The 14422-nt window shown below is 64.0% G+C and carries 12 protein-coding genes; 9 read left to right on the top strand and 3 right to left on the bottom strand.

Features of this window, described 5'->3' with window-relative positions:
• Nucleotides 1-16: 16 nt before the first annotated feature.
• A complete protein-coding gene (locus tag RFM98_RS05865) occupies nt 17-1474 on the top strand; it encodes an NAD-dependent succinate-semialdehyde dehydrogenase (RefSeq protein ID WP_320307948.1) in 1458 nt (485 codons plus the stop codon).
• Nucleotides 1475-1545: 71 nt separating this feature from the next.
• Here the strand turns inward: RFM98_RS05865 and RFM98_RS05870 are convergent, their stop codons facing one another.
• Nucleotides 1546-2820 carry an NAD(P)/FAD-dependent oxidoreductase gene (locus RFM98_RS05870; RefSeq protein WP_320307949.1) on the bottom strand — a complete coding sequence of 425 codons (1275 nt, stop codon included), beginning with the start codon at nt 2818-2820 and terminating at the stop codon, nt 1546-1548.
• Between the two features lie 16 nt (nt 2821-2836).
• Nucleotides 2837-3505 (bottom strand): haloacid dehalogenase type II, encoded by a 669-nt coding sequence (locus RFM98_RS05875; RefSeq protein ID WP_320307950.1) that lies wholly within the window; start codon nt 3503-3505, stop codon nt 2837-2839.
• 322 nt (nt 3506-3827) lie between these two features.
• Between RFM98_RS05875 and RFM98_RS05880 the strand changes: the two genes are divergently transcribed.
• The 7 genes from RFM98_RS05880 (at nt 3828) to RFM98_RS05910 (ending at nt 12342) form a co-directional block, all read left to right on the top strand.
• The gene (locus tag RFM98_RS05880; protein WP_320307951.1) at nt 3828-4667 is read left to right on the top strand and encodes a GNAT family N-acetyltransferase; all 840 of its coding nucleotides are present in this window, start codon (nt 3828-3830) and stop codon (nt 4665-4667) included.
• Between the two features lie 128 nt (nt 4668-4795).
• On the top strand, nt 4796-6169 hold the full coding sequence (locus RFM98_RS05885; protein ID WP_320307952.1) for an aspartate aminotransferase family protein: 1374 nt from the start codon (nt 4796-4798) through the stop codon (nt 6167-6169).
• 237 nt (nt 6170-6406) lie between these two features.
• Nucleotides 6407-7129: an HAD-IA family hydrolase gene (locus tag RFM98_RS05890; RefSeq protein WP_320307953.1), complete on the top strand. Its 723-nt coding sequence runs from the start codon at nt 6407-6409 to the stop codon at nt 7127-7129.
• Between the two features lie 65 nt (nt 7130-7194).
• On the top strand, nt 7195-8805 hold the full coding sequence (locus tag RFM98_RS05895; RefSeq protein ID WP_320307954.1) for an ABC transporter substrate-binding protein: 1611 nt from the start codon (nt 7195-7197) through the stop codon (nt 8803-8805).
• 86 nt (nt 8806-8891) lie between these two features.
• A complete protein-coding gene (locus tag RFM98_RS05900) occupies nt 8892-9842 on the top strand; it encodes an ABC transporter permease (protein ID WP_320307955.1) in 951 nt (316 codons plus the stop codon).
• The gene (locus RFM98_RS05905; protein WP_320307956.1) at nt 9839-10690 is read left to right on the top strand and encodes an ABC transporter permease; all 852 of its coding nucleotides are present in this window, start codon (nt 9839-9841) and stop codon (nt 10688-10690) included. The genes RFM98_RS05900 and RFM98_RS05905 overlap by 4 nt, the downstream gene beginning before the upstream one ends.
• On the top strand, nt 10687-12342 hold the full coding sequence (locus RFM98_RS05910; protein WP_320307957.1) for an ABC transporter ATP-binding protein: 1656 nt from the start codon (nt 10687-10689) through the stop codon (nt 12340-12342). The genes RFM98_RS05905 and RFM98_RS05910 overlap by 4 nt, the downstream gene beginning before the upstream one ends.
• Nucleotides 12343-12376: 34 nt before the next feature.
• On the opposite strand, the gene RFM98_RS05915 is transcribed toward RFM98_RS05910, so the two are convergent.
• Nucleotides 12377-12853, bottom strand: coding sequence for an Lrp/AsnC family transcriptional regulator (locus RFM98_RS05915; RefSeq protein WP_320212843.1), 477 nt, complete (start codon nt 12851-12853; stop codon nt 12377-12379).
• Nucleotides 12854-13076: 223 nt separating this feature from the next.
• Here RFM98_RS05915 and RFM98_RS05920 point away from each other — a divergent pair, with 223 nt between their 5' ends.
• Nucleotides 13077-14402, top strand: coding sequence for an NAD(P)/FAD-dependent oxidoreductase (locus tag RFM98_RS05920; protein WP_320307958.1), 1326 nt, complete (start codon nt 13077-13079; stop codon nt 14400-14402).
• Nucleotides 14403-14422: the final 20 nt, after the last annotated feature.

The raw sequence follows: 14422 nt of genomic DNA on the forward strand, positions 1-14422 counted from the left end.
TGCAAGGTCGTTTTCGATGAAAAACCTGAAAGACAAAAGTCTGTTCCGCGAAACCGGCCTGATCGCCGGCAAGTGGGTCGATGCCGGCTCCGGCAAGACCGTCGATGTCATCGATCCGGCGACCCAAGCCGCCATCGGTACAGTGCCCGATATGGCCGGCCCTGAAACGCGCGCGGCCATTGACGCCGCGGCCTCCGCCTATCGGGATTGGAAGAAGAAGACCCATGCCGAGCGCGCCGCGCTGCTGGAGGCCTGGCATGGGCTAATGCTTGCGCATCTTGACGATCTGGCGCTGATCCTGACCACGGAACAGGGCAAGCCACTGGACGAGTCTAGAGGCGAGATCCGCTACGGCGCGTCCTTCGTCAAATGGTTCGCGGAAGAAGCACGCCGCATCAACGGCCACACCATCCCCTCGCCCACGCAAGACCGCCGCATCATCGTGCTGAAGGAACCGGTCGGCGTCTGCGGCATCATCACGCCGTGGAATTTTCCCAACGCGATGATCACCCGCAAGGTCGCGCCAGCGCTGGCCGCTGGCTGCACGGTTGTGATCAAACCGTCCGAGTTCACGCCCTATTCGGCGCTGGCGCTTGGCGTGCTCGCCGAACGGGCCGGCATCCCGGCCGGCGTCATCAACATCGTCACCGGCATGCCGGCTGAGATCGGCAACGAGATCATGTCGAACGAGACCGTGCGCAAGATCTCCTTCACCGGCTCGACGCGGGTCGGCTCGCTGCTGATGCGCGGCGCGGCCGACAGCGTGAAGCGGCTCAGCCTCGAGCTCGGCGGCAACGCCCCCTTCATCGTCTTCGACGACGCCGACCTCGACCTCGCCGTCGAGGGCGCGCTCGTCTCGAAATTCCGCAATGGCGGCCAGACATGTGTGTGCGCCAACCGCATCCTCGTCCAGGCTGGAATTTATGAGGCGTTCGCGGCGAAGCTCACCGCCCGCGTCAACGCCATGACGGTGGGGCCCGGCACGCAGCCCGGCGTCGCCATCGGACCGATGATCAACATGGCGGCGGTCGAGAAGATCAACCGCCATGTCGAGGATGCGCTCGCCAAAGGCGCTGCGATCGTCACTGACAAACCGTCGCTGCCGGAGGGCCCGCAATATGTCGCGCCGCTGGTGCTGACCGGCGCCACAGCACAGATGCAGCTCGCCGGCGAGGAGACCTTCGGCCCGGTCGCGCCGCTCTTCCGTTTCGAGACCGAAGAGGAAGCGATCGCACTGGCCAACGGCACGCCCTACGGGCTTGCCTCTTACTTCTACACCGAGAATTTGAAGCGCGCCTGGCGCGTCGGAGAGGCGCTGGAGTTCGGCATGGTCGGGCTCAACACCGGCTCGGTCTCGATGGAAGTCGCCCCCTTCGGCGGCGTCAAGCAATCCGGCCTCGGCCGTGAGGGCGCCCAGGCCGGCATCGAGGAATATCTCGAGATGAAGAGTTTTCATATGGGAATAGGGCAGTAAGGGAGTAGGGCAGTAGCGAATAGAGCACTCCTTACTGCCTTACTGCCTTACTGCCTTACTGCCTTACTGCCTTACTGCATCCGGTCAAGCGCCTTGTAGTAGAGGCCGACCATCGGCAGGAACCAGGGCTTGCCGGAATAGCCTGGAATGGCAGGCCACTCGAGCCCCTTCAGTGGATTGCGATCCTCACGGCCGAGCATGGCATCGGCCAGGATCATGCCGAGATGGGTGGAAAGCTGCGCGCCGTGGCCGGAATAGCCCATCGCGTACCAGACACCGTCATGGTAGCCGGCCCGCGGGAAACGGTCCTTGGTCATGTCGACCAGCCCACCCCAGCAATAGTCGATCTCGACCTTGGCGAGTTGCGGGAAGATCGCCGCGAGGCTTGCCCGCAATATCTGCCCGCTCTTGGCGTCGGAGCGCTGGTCGGACGTCGCCGAAAAACGCGCGCGGCCGCCGAAGATCAGACGATTGTCGGGTGCGAGCCGGAAGTAGTTGCCGATGTTCATCGAGGTCACGCATGTGCGGTTGCCCGGCATGGTCGCGGCGATCTCGGCATCGCTCAACGGCCGCGTGGCGATGATGAAGCTGCCGACGGAAATGATCCTGCGGCGGAAGTAACTGAAATTCGGCGTCGTGTAGGCTCCGGTCGCCACCAGCACATTGTCGGCGCTGATGCGGCCACGCGAGGTGGTCAGCTCATACCTGGTTCCGGCTTGCCTGCGGTCCGTCACCCTGGCGTTCTCGTGAATGATAGCGCCGTGGCGGACGGCGGCCGTGGCAAGACCGGCCACGTAGCGGCCCATATGCATCATGGCGCTTTTCTTCGACAGCATCGCGCCATGGAAGGGCGAGCCGATCTCGGATTTGAGATCGGCCGCAGACAGCAGCGCCGTGTCCGGATCGACCTCGGCATGGACGGCTTCGAAGTTGCGCGCGATCGCCTCGAAATGCTGCGGCTTGGAGGCGAGCTTCAGCTTGCCCGCGCGGCGGAAGTTGCAGTCGATGCCTTCCTTGGCGATCAATGCCTCGATGGTATCGACGGAGTCGTCCAGCGCCCGATAGAGCGCGATCGCGCGTTCCTTGCCGATCTCCGCCTTGGCCGAAAGATAGCTGTGGGCGAGGCCGTTGTTCAGATGCCCGCCATTGCGCCCGGATGCACCCCAGCCGACCCGCTCCGCTTCCAGCACCACCACCTTGGCGCCGGCCTTCGCCAGTTGGAGCGCAGCGGCAAGACCGGTGAAGCCGCCGCCGACGATGGCGGCATCGTAATGCCCTTCGACCGGGCCTTGCGCCCCGCCTGAAAAGATCGGGGCGGTGTCGTGCCAGTAGGAGACGAGCTTCATAGGCAATTCGCCTGTCTCAAAGCCCGACCACGCCGGGAAGACCTGAAATATCAGCGATCTCGGTGTAGCCGTAATAGGGGTTGGCCGGCTCGTGGCCGCGGTTGACCCAGACCTTGTTCTTGATGCCGAGATCGTGCGCCGACATCAGGTCGTAGCGGAACGAAGACGAGCAGTGAAGGATATCTTCCGGGCCACAGCCCAGCATGTCGAGCATATATTCGAAAGCCTGGAAGCGGGGCTTGTAGGCCTGCGCCTCCTCGGCCGTGTAGACGGCATGGAACGGCGCGCCGAGCTTCTCGACGTTGGACATGATCTGCGCATTCATGGCGTTGGAGAGGATCACCAGCGGAATCTCCTTGGCGACCTTGGCCAGGCCGGCCGGAACGTCGGCATGCGGCCCCCAGGTCGGGACACGCTCATAGACCATTTTGGCGTCGTCGGGGCTGAAGACGACATCGTTGCGCTTGCAGGCGCGCTCGAGCGCGTTGTGGATGACGTCGGCATAAGGCTTCCAGTCGCCCAGGATCTCGTCCAGCCGATAGGCCGCGAAGTTCTTGATGAACTCCTGCATGCGCGGCTCGTCGAGCCGGCTGCCATAGAGGTCGCGCGCCGCTTCCGCCATCTGGAAAAAAGTCAACGTGCCATAGCAGTCGAAGGTGATGTATTTGGGCCTGAATGAAGCCATGTCCGTCGATCTCCGGTGGAAGCGCACCCGCCTTGGGATTTACGTCATCATATGCGGGCAGGCGGCGAGCCACCTGACCGAAAACGGCTCCGCGAAAGCAGAAAGTTCCGTATCCGACGTCCGGTTTGGCACGCTGTAGCATCTTGCCTGTCGGGAAGCGCGCCATTGCGCGATGGTCAAGCGCATCCGCCTGGGACGCCGCCAGCAGAAGATGCGGCGCGCGTGCCGTGCAAAGGCGAAAGATACCGCAGAGACCGAAACCTTCAGACGATCTGCGGCGCGCCGATGGTCGACACTTCGAGGCGAGACGGAAGGATGCCTCATGCAGCAGGGCGAGATCGAACTCCGGGACTTCGGGCCCGACCATATCGAGGGCGCGGTGGCGCTTTCTCGCCAGGAGAACTGGCCGCATCGCCCGCAGGACTGGCAGATGGCGCTGCAGCTTTCGAGCGGCGCGGTGGCGCTCGACGGCCAGGGCCGGGTCACCGGAACAATACTGGTGACGCCATATGGCACGGATTGCGCCATGATCAACATGGTGATCGTCGACAGGAACATGCGCGGCTTAGGGCTCGGGCGCCGGCTGATGGAACAGGCCTTCGCCCTGGCCCAAAAACGTCCGCTGCGGCTCGTTGCGACAGCGGATGGCATGCCGCTCTATCAGAAACTGGGCTTTGTGCCCTCGGGCACAATCCTGCAGCATCAGGGCAGCGTCGCTGCGCTTGGGGCGCCCGACGGCGTGGAAGCGACAAGCGCCGACGACCTGCTGGAGATCAAGGCGCTGGATCGCGACGCCTATGGCGCCGATCGCGAAGCCTTGATCGATGCGCTGGCCGAGCGCGGCCAATTCGCTGTTATCCGCCGCGACGGCGCCATCGAAGCCTATGCCGCGATCCGTCCGTTCGGACGCGGCGAGGTGATCGGCCCGGTCATCGCGGGAAGTGTCGAGGACGCCAAGGCCCTGATCGGCTTCTTCGCCGCGTCGCGCGCCGGCGCCTTCCTGCGCGTGGACACCGACAGCCGGACCGGCATCGCCGGTTGGCTCACGGAAATCGGCCTCGCCCATGTCGGTGGCGGCGTGGCCATGGACCGCCCTTCGAAGAAGGACGCGGCACAGGCCCGGCCAAAAGTTTACGCACTTGCCAACCAGGCGCTCGGCTAGAGCCGGATGATTTCGGATCGGTTCGATCCGAAATCTGAATCCGGCTCTAAATCAAGGAGATAGAGCATGATGTCGTCCGAAAGCCGCCTCACACTTTTCGGCATCATGCTCTAGTCACGAGGACAACAATGCTCGCCAATTCCCTGATCGAACTCGACCGCGCCCATCTCATCCATCCAGTCTCCTCCTATCGCGGCCACGAGGCGCTCGGCGTGCGCGTGCTGAAATCGGCGAAGGGGGCGACCGTGACCGACGCGTCCGGCAAGCAGCTCGTCGACGGTTTCGCCGGGCTGTGGTGCGTCAACGCCGGCTATGGCCATGACAGCATCGTCGAGGCGGCGGCCCGGCAGATGCGCGAGCTTCCCTACGCCACCGCCTATTTCGACCTTGGCTCGGAGCCGGCTATCCGGCTCGCCTCGGAACTGGCCGAGCGCGCGCCGGGGGACCTCAATCACGTCTATTTCACGCTCGGCGGATCGGACGCGGTCGACAGCACGATCCGTTTCGTCCGTTACTACTGGAATGCCAGGGGCGAGCCGCAACGCGACCAGTTCATTTCGATCGAGCAGGGTTATCACGGATCGTCGGTGGTCGGCGCGGGGCTGACCGCACTGCCTGTCTTTCACGCCGGTTTCGGCATTCCCTTCGAATGGCAGCACAAGATCCCGTCGCCCTATCCGTACCGCAACCCGGTTGGCGAGGACGGGAACGCGATCATCGCCGCGTCGCTTGGCGCGCTGAAGGCCAAGATCGAGGAGATTGGTCCCGAGCGGGTCGCCGCCTTCTATGCCGAGCCGATCCAGGGCTCGGGCGGCGTCATCGTCCCGCCGAAAGGCTGGATCAAGGCGATCCGCGAGCTCTGCCGCGAATACGGCATCCTGTTCATCGCCGACGAGGTGATCACCGGCTTTGGCCGCACCGGGCCGCTGTTCGCCTGCACGGACGAGGACATCGTTCCCGATTTCATGACGACCGCAAAAGGGCTGACCTCGGGCTATGTGCCGATGGGTGCCGTGTTCATGGCCGACCATGTCTACCAGGTCATCGCCGATGGCGCGGGCAACGCGGCGGTCGGCCACGGCTATACTTATTCCGCCCATCCGGTCAGCGCCGCCGTCGCGCTCGAGGTGCTGAAGCTCTATGAGGACGGACTTCTGGAGAACGGCATCAAGGCCGGCGCCCGCCTGATGGCCGGACTGGCCGACCTGAGCGACCATCCTTTGGTCGGCGACGTGCGTGGCCGTGGCATGCTTGCCGCGGTCGAGCTGGTGACTGACAAGCAGAAGAAGACGCCGCTTCCCGCTTCGGCAATGCCGGCGCGGCGGGTCTTCGACAGGGCGTGGGACAACGGCCTCATCATCCGTGCCTTCGCGCACGGGGTTCTCGGCTATGCACCACCGCTCTGCTGCACCGACGGCGATATCGATGCGATCATCGAGCGCACGCGCCGGACGCTCGATCAAACGCTGGACGATCCCGATGTCCGCAAGGCCCTTGCATGACGGGCGCCGAATCTTTGGCATCTCGAAATATCGCCGGGGCAGACGATTTCGCAATTTTGTGCCGCTACTCCGCGCCTTTTCGGCGTATCCAGCGCGAGGGAAGTGCCAGACTGCTTTTAAGACAAGGCCAGAGCCCGAATTTCCGGGCTTTTGAAAAAGGCCGACGCCTCGGACAGCACGAAATTTTGTTCTGTTCAACACCATGCAATTGGGCCGCGTGCAGAGGAGAGCTAGTTCTTGGCCAAGGCCTTTAGCGAATTCAAATACATGACCTTCGATGTCGTCGGCACGCTGATCGACTTCGAAGGCGGTATAACGGCCTGTCTGGCGGGGATTGCCGCCGAGGCTGGCGTTGCCATCGTCGGCGAGGAAGCACTCGCCCTCTATCGGCAGGCCCGTTACATGCCTGGCGTGGGGTTGTTCCCGGACGATCTCGTGCGCGTCTACATGGTCATCGCGCCGCGGCTCGGCCTGCCGGCCGAAGAGAAATACGGTGTGCGCCTGCGGGATTCAGCCAGCGTTTGGAAAGGCTTCCCCGACAGCGCGGCGGCATTGGCCGATCTCGCCAAGTCGCACAGGCTGATTGCCATGACCAATGCCCGGCGCTGGGCGCTCGACCATTTCGAGAAGCAGCTCGGATCGCCGTTCTTCGCCACCTTCACTACCGACGACACCGGTACGGAAAAACCAGACCCGGCCTTTTTCCAGAAGGTCTTCGATTTCGTGGCGGCGCGCGGCGACGGCAAGGACGACATCCTGCATGTCGCACAAAGCCAATACCACGACATCGGCATCTCCCGGGCGCTCGGCATGACCAATTGCTGGATCGAGCGCCGGCACGCCCAGAAGGGCTATGGCGGCACGATCGAGCCCGAGCGCTTCACCGTGCCGGACCACCACTTCACCTCGATGGCCGCCCTTGCGACGGCCGTGCGCGAAAGCCTGAAGGAGCGAACCTGAACCCAAGCCCGGGAAGCCGCAGCAAGACGAGCATACCGACTAAACCAACAGAAAGGGGAATGAACATGACCGACAAGATCACCAACTGGACCAGCGCAGACGATGCCATGGTCGAAAACGCCATCCGGCGGGGCGCGAGCCGCCGCGAACTTCTCAAGATGCTGCTGGCCGGCGGCGCAGCGGTTGCCGCGGGCGGCGTAGTGCTTGGCCGCGCGACGCAAGCAGTCGCAGCCACCCCGGTTTCGGGTGGGAACTTCAAGGCGGCCGGCTGGTCGTCCTCGACCGCCGACACACTCGATCCGGCGAAGGCGTCGCTCTCCACCGACTATGTCCGCTGCTGCTCGCTCTACAATCGCCTGACCTTCCTCGACAAGGATGGCAAGACGCAGATGGAACTGGCCGAAAGCTTCGATAGCAAGGACGCCAAGACCTGGACCGTGAAGCTGCGCAAGGGCGTCACCTTCCATGACGGCAAGGACCTCACAGCTGACGACGTCGTCTTCTCGCTGAAGCGCCATCTCGACAAAGCGGTCGGCTCCAAGGTTGCCAAGATCGCCGCGCAGATGACCGGCTTCAAGGCGGTCGACAAGTCGACCGTGGAAATCACGCTCGCCGATCCGAATGCCGACCTGCCGACCATCCTGGCGCTGCATCACTTCATGATAGTGGCCGACGGCACCACCGATTTCTCCAAGGGCAATGGTACCGGCGCCTTCGTGCTGCAGACGTTCGAGCCCGGCGTGCGCTCGGTGGTCACCAAGAACAAGAACTACTGGAAGTCGGGCAAGCCTTACCTCGACTCCTTTGAGTTCATCGCCATCACCGACGACAGCGCCCGAGTCAACGCCCTGCTCTCCGGTGACATCAACTTTGCCGCCTCGATCAATCCGCGCGCAATGAAGCTGCTGGAGAGCCAGCAAGGCTTTGAACTGTCGAAAACGACGTCGGGCAACTATACGGACCTCAACATCCGGCTCGACATGGATCCGGGCAAGAAGGCCGACTTCGTGGCCGGCATGAAGTATCTCGTCAACCGCGAGCAGATCGTCAAATCAGCATTGCGCGGTCTCGGCGAAATCGGCAACGACCAGCCAGTCTCGCCGGCGAACATCTTCCATAACACCGACCTCAAGCCGAAGGCTTTCGATCCGGACAAGGCGAAGTTCCACTTCCAGAAAGCGGGCGTGCTCGGCCAGTCGATTCCCGTGATCGCTTCCGACGCCGCGACCTCGTCGATCGACATGGCGGTGATCATCCAGGCCGCCGGCGCCGATATCGGCATGAAGCTCGACGTCCAGCGCGTTCCGTCCGACGGCTACTGGGACAATTACTGGCTCAAGGCGCCGATCCATTTCGGCAACATCAATCCGCGCCCGACGCCCGACATCCTGTTCTCGCTCCTATACGCCTCCAACGCGCCGTGGAACGAAAGCCAGTACAAGTCCGAGAAGTTCGACAAGATGCTTGTCGAGGCGCGTGGCTCGCTCGACCAGGCCAAGCGCAAGGAAATCTATGGCCAGATGCAGACGATGGTGTCCGAAGAGGCCGGCACCATCATCCCGGCCTATATTTCCAACGTTGATGCCCTCTCCAGCAAGGTGAAGGGTTTGGAAGCGAACCCACTCGGTGGCATGATGGGCTATGCGATGGCGGAATATCTCTGGCTCGAAGCCTGAGAGGCGCCTGCCGGGGCCGGTCGGCCGGCTCCGGCACTGCATTGCGCAGGATTGTTTGACCGAACGCAACCGCGGGGAGCGCTTCCATGAAATCTGGGGTTCTCAACCTCGTGGTGAAGCGGCTGGCGGTCGCGGCCGTCACGCTTCTGATCGTCCTGTTCGCCGTGTTTTTCGCCACCAGCATGCTGCCTGGCGACACGGCCTCGATCCTGCTTGGCCAGGCGGCGACGCCCGAGGCGGTTGCCGGCCTGCGCGAGGCCATGCATCTCAACGACCCGGCGATCCTGCGTTTCCTGCGCTGGCTTGTCGGCCTGCTCCACGGCGACCTCGGCACCTCCTATGCCAACGACATGCCGGTCGCGGCGCTGATCGGCGGCCGCTTCGTCAACACCATGAAGCTCGCCAGCGTCACCACGCTGATCTCGGTGCCGCTGGCGCTGACGCTCGGCATCACCGCCGCGATGCTACGGGGCTCGCTCTATGACCGCGCCATCACCATCCTTTCGATCGGCGTCATCTCGGTGCCGGAGTTCATGGTCGCGACGCTGGCGGTGCTGCTCTTTGCCGTCTATCTCAAATGGCTGCCGGCGTTGTCCTCGGTCAACGAGGCGCATTCACTGACCGACCTCGTGCGCATCTATGCGATGCCCGTGATCACGCTCACTTTCGTCATCTCCGCCCAGATGATCCGCATGACCCGTGCCGCGGTGATCGAAACGCTGTCCACGCCTTATGTCGAGATGGCGCTTCTCAAAGGTGCCTCGCGCGGCCGCATGGTCTTGCGGCATGCGCTGCCCAACGCGCTCGGACCGATCGTCAACGCGGTCGCGCTCTCGCTGTCCTATCTGGTCGGCGGCGTCATCATCGTGGAGACGATCTTCAACTATCCCGGCATCGCCAAGCTGATGGTCGACGCGGTCGCGACCCGTGACCTGCCGCTGATCCAGAGCTGCGCGATGATCTTCTGCCTGGGCTATCTCCTGCTCATCACGGCCGCCGACATCGTCGCCATCATGTCCAACCCGAGGCTCAGATGATGATGGCGCGCGCGGCAGCCTCCCGACGGTCCCTCCTGGGCCACAGCTACAACCTCGTCGGCGTCGTGGCCGCGCTGGTCATCCTGGCGTGGACGCTTGTCGCGATCTTCGCGCCCTACATCATCCCACATTCGATCGGCGACATCGTCGACGACGACTATTTCGGCCCGATGCGCCAGGGGCTGTGGCTCGGCTCGGACTATCTGGGGCGGGACATGCTCTCGCGGGTCCTGATGGGCGCCCGCTACACCGTCGGCATATCGCTCGCCGCAGTCTCCATCGCCTGCTTCTCGGGTGTCGTGCTCGGCATGATCGCGGCCGTCGCCGGCGGTTGGCTCGACACCTGCCTCAGCCGCTTCCTGGACGCGATGAACTCCATTCCCAGCAAGCTGTTCGGCCTCGTGGTGGTGGCCGCGGTCGGCTCGTCCATCCCGGCGTTGATCCTGACGCTCGCCGTCATCTACATCCCCGGCGCCTACCGCTTCGCACGGGCGCTCGCCGTCAACATCAACACCATGGACTTCATGACCGTCGCCCGCGTCCGCGGCGAAAGCACGGCCTATCTCATCGGGTCCGAGATCCTGCCCAACATCATCCGCCCGGTGCTCGCCGATTTCGGCCTGCGCTTTGTCTTCATCGTGCTTTTGCTCTCAGGCCTGTCCTTCCTCGGGCTCGGCCTGCAGCCGCCGTTGGCCGACTGGGGTGCGCTGGTGCGCGAGAACATCGGCGGCCTGCCGTTCGCGGCCCCGGCGGTCGTCGTGCCTTCGCTGGCCATCGCCAGCCTCACCATCAGCGTCAACCTGCTGATCGACAACCTGCCGCAGAAAATCAGGGACCGTGACGCATGACCAACCTCGTCGAGGTCAGAAACCTGAAGATCGAGGCGACGACCGACGCCGGACGCGTCGTCGAAATCATCAAGGGCGTCAGCCTCGACATCGCCGACGGCGAGATCGTCGCGCTCATCGGCGAGAGCGGGTCCGGCAAGACGACGGTGGCGCTCTCGCTCATGGGCCACGCACGGCCCGGATGCCGGATCACGAGCGGCGAGATCAACGTCAACGGCAAGAACATGGCAGCGCTTTCCGAGAAGAAACGGGCGAAGCTGCGCGGCACCGACATCGCCTATGTCCCGCAAAGTGCCGCCGCCTCGTTCAACCCCTCGTCGACGATCATGGAGCAGGTGATCGAGGTCACGCGCATCCACAGGCTGATGCCACCCGAGCAGGCGCGCAAGAGGGCGGTCGAGCTGTTCAGGGCCTTGTCGCTGCCCGACCCGGACGGGATCGGCGCCCGCTATCCACACCAGGTTTCGGGCGGGCAGTTGCAGCGGCTGGCGGCGGCCATGGCGCTCATTGGCGATCCAAAGCTGATGATCTTCGACGAGCCCACGACTGCGCTCGACGTGACCACGCAGATCGACGTGCTGAAGGCATTCAAGTCGGTCATGCGGGCGGGCGGGATAGCGGGTGTCTACGTGTCCCACGACCTTGCGGTCGTCGCCCAGATCGCCGACCGCATCGTGGTGCTGAAGGGTGGCGAAGTGCAGGAGACCGGCACGACGGCTGAAATCCTTTCGGCCGCCAAGCACCCCTATACGCGCGAGCTGCTGGCAGCGTTCGAGCCGAAGCCGCGGCAAGCGCACGCGGACGCGGAGGCCGCGGCCAACCAGCTGCTGCGCATCGACAATGTGACGGCCGGCTACGGTGCGGTTCGGGGCGACGGCCTGCCCCTCATCCGCGCTGTCGATTCCGTCAGCCTGATCGTGGAGAAGGGCCGCAATCTCGGCGTCATCGGCGAATCCGGCTGCGGAAAGTCGACGCTGGCGCGCGTCATCGCCGGCATCCATCCGGCGGCGGCAGGCGACATCGTCTTCGACGGCAAGCAACTGCAGCGCGCCGCCAGCAAACGCAGCCAGGATCAGCTGCGCGAGATGCAGATCGTTTTCCAGTATGCCGATACCGCGCTCAATCCGGCCAAGCCCGTGGAAGACATCATTGCCCGTCCGCTGGCCTTCTATCACCGGCTCGACAGGCAGGCGCGCTCCAAGCGCGTCGACGAACTGCTCGACATGGTGCGCCTGCCCAAGGCGCTGCGTTACCGTCACCCTTCGGAACTGTCGGGCGGCCAGAAGCAGCGCGTGAATTTCGCGCGCGCGCTGGCGGCTAGCCCCAAGCTCATCATCTGCGACGAGATCACCTCGGCGCTCGACACGGTCGTGGCGGCCGCCGTCATCGAGCTGCTCAAGGAGCTGCAGCGCGAGCTGGGGCTCTCCTACATCTTCATCAGCCACGACCTCTCCGTCGTCGAGGCGATCTGCGACGAGATCATGGTGATGTACAACGGGGAGCGGGTGGAGCAGATCACACCCGACAAGGTGAAGGCGGCCACCCATCCCTATTCCAAGCTTCTATTCTCCTCCGTGCCGAAGCTCGATCCGACCTGGCTCGACGGCCTCGTCCGCGACCCCGAGCTCGTCAGCCAGTACAGCCACCGTTGACGAGGCGGCAAGGTCTCACCTCGGAAACAGGGCCTCACCTCGGAAACAGGCTGGGCAGCGGCATGTGCGCCTTGACTATGGGAGACTTCAGCACCACGAACGAGAAATACTTGTCGATGCCGATATCCATGTCGGTCAGCCGCTCCATGATCGTCTGGTATTCAGCAATGCCGGAGGTCACGAATTTCATCAGGTAGTCGTAGCCACCCGACACAAGGTGACATTCGATGACCTGCTCGATCTTATCCACGACGGCGAGAAAACGAGCGAAGTCCACCTGACGGTGGTTCTTCAAGGTGATTTCGGTGAAGACGGTCAATGTCTGGCCGAGCTTGCCAATATTGACCTGCGCGGAATAGCCTTCGATATAACCCTCCGATTGCAGCCTCTTGACCCGCATCAGGCATGGGCTCGGCGATAGATGCACCACTTCCGCCAATTCCACGTTGGTGATGCGGCCGTTCTTCTGCAGTTCGTGAAGAATCTTGATATCGATCCGATCGAGTTTCACTGGTGTCTCCGAAGAAGAGTTCCGCAGCACAAAATGCTGCGTTTCTGGTGACTGTTGAGACTACCACAGCCCGCAGGGCTGTCCATCCGGGCGGATACCGCTTTGAAACGCAGGGACTCGCGATTTCGACGGAATTGCCGGAATAAAATTCTGCCTCTGTCTCAACTGCGGCAGCGGCTGCCAGCACAACGCGATAGACTGGCGCTTCAAGGCAGAGAGGATCATGCGCGCGCCGCTGCAGCAAATCGAAACGTCGGGCGAACTGCCGCAATCGGCTGATGTGGTGGTGATCGGCGGCGGCATAGTCGGTGTCTTCGCGGCCTATTACCTGGCACGGCGCGGCCTGAAAGTCGCGCTTGTCGAAAAGGGACGCATCGGCGCCGAGCAGTCCTCCCGGAACTGGGGATGGTGCCGCCAGCAGAACCGCGATGCCCGCGAGCTGCCGATGGCGACCCGAAGCCTCGATCTGTGGGAGCACTTTGCCGCCGAAAGCGGCGAGGACACCGGCTTTAGCCGCTGCGGCCTGCTCTATCTCAGCAATGACGAGGCGGAACTGGCCGGCTGGGCGCGCTGGCGCGATTTCGCCAGAACGGCCGGCGTCACCACGCATATGCTCGACAGCGCCGAGGCCAGCGAGCGCGGCCGCGGCACTGGCCGGAGCTGGAAGGGCGGCGTCTTCTCGCCGACCGACGGCACGGCCGATCCATCGCGCGCCGCGCCCGCGGTCGCCCGCGCCATTCTCGCGCTCGGTGGCACCGTGCACCAGAATTGCGCCGCGCGCGGCATCGAGACCGAGGGTGGGCGCCTGAGTGGCGTGGTCACGGAACACGGAACGATCCGCACGAAGATGGCGGTGATGGCCGGCGGCGCCTGGGCCTCTTCGTTTTGCCACCAGTTCGGTTTCCGCTTTCCGCAAGCGTCGGTCCGCTCCTCCATCTTGTCCGTCTCGCCCGGTGCTGAAGGCCTGCCGGATGCGCTGCATACGGCGCGGATATCGGCGACGCGCCGCGGCGACGGCGGCTATACGCTCGCCATCAGCGGACGCGGGCGCGTGGATGTGACGCCGCAGCAGCTGCGCTTCTCGTCGCAATTCGTCCCGATGTTCCTGAAGCGGTGGCGAAGCCTCGCGCCCGGCGGCCTGCAGGGGATGCGTTCGGGCCACGAAACGCTCCGGCGCTGGCAGCTCGACCGGCCAACGCCGATGGAGCGCATGCGTATCCTCGATCCGAGCCCGGACCACGCCACGATCCGCCTGACGCATGCCCGCGCGCTCGAGCTGCTGCCCGCCTTGCGCCAGACCAGGATCAGCGCCGCCTGGGCCGGCTACATCGACAGCACGCCGGACGGCGTGCCCGCCATCGGCGAGATCTACGGCGTTCCGGGTTTCTTCCTGGCGGCCGGATTTTCGGGGCACGGCTTCGGCATCGGACCTGGCGCCGGCCACCTCGTCGCCGATCTCGTGACCGGGTCGGAACCAATCGTCGATGCGACATCCTACGATCCGCGGCGCTTCGATGCTTCGGCGTGGGGTAAGGTCGCCGACTTCTAGTCCCAGGCTCGACATTCCGA

The organism is Mesorhizobium australafricanum (assembly GCF_033977265.1).
GTDB classification, from domain to species: domain Bacteria; phylum Pseudomonadota; class Alphaproteobacteria; order Rhizobiales; family Rhizobiaceae; genus Mesorhizobium; species Mesorhizobium australafricanum.

Excerpts from the sequence above, each read along its gene's own strand:
- RFM98_RS05865 (WP_320307948.1), top strand. The coding sequence starts at position 17 with ATGAAAAACCTGAAAGACAAAAGTCTGTTCCGCGAAACCGGCCTGATC.
- RFM98_RS05870 (WP_320307949.1), bottom strand. The coding sequence starts at position 2,820 with ATGAAGCTCGTCTCCTACTGGCACGACACCGCCCCGATCTTTTCAGGC.
- RFM98_RS05875 (WP_320307950.1), bottom strand. The coding sequence starts at position 3,505 with ATGGCTTCATTCAGGCCCAAATACATCACCTTCGACTGCTATGGCACG.
- RFM98_RS05880 (WP_320307951.1), top strand. The coding sequence starts at position 3,828 with ATGCAGCAGGGCGAGATCGAACTCCGGGACTTCGGGCCCGACCATATC.
- RFM98_RS05885 (WP_320307952.1), top strand. The coding sequence starts at position 4,796 with ATGCTCGCCAATTCCCTGATCGAACTCGACCGCGCCCATCTCATCCAT.
- RFM98_RS05895 (WP_320307954.1), top strand. The coding sequence starts at position 7,195 with ATGACCGACAAGATCACCAACTGGACCAGCGCAGACGATGCCATGGTC.
- RFM98_RS05900 (WP_320307955.1), top strand. The coding sequence starts at position 8,892 with ATGAAATCTGGGGTTCTCAACCTCGTGGTGAAGCGGCTGGCGGTCGCG.
- RFM98_RS05905 (WP_320307956.1), top strand. The coding sequence starts at position 9,839 with ATGATGATGGCGCGCGCGGCAGCCTCCCGACGGTCCCTCCTGGGCCAC.
- RFM98_RS05910 (WP_320307957.1), top strand. The coding sequence starts at position 10,687 with ATGACCAACCTCGTCGAGGTCAGAAACCTGAAGATCGAGGCGACGACC.
- RFM98_RS05920 (WP_320307958.1), top strand. The coding sequence starts at position 13,077 with ATGCGCGCGCCGCTGCAGCAAATCGAAACGTCGGGCGAACTGCCGCAA.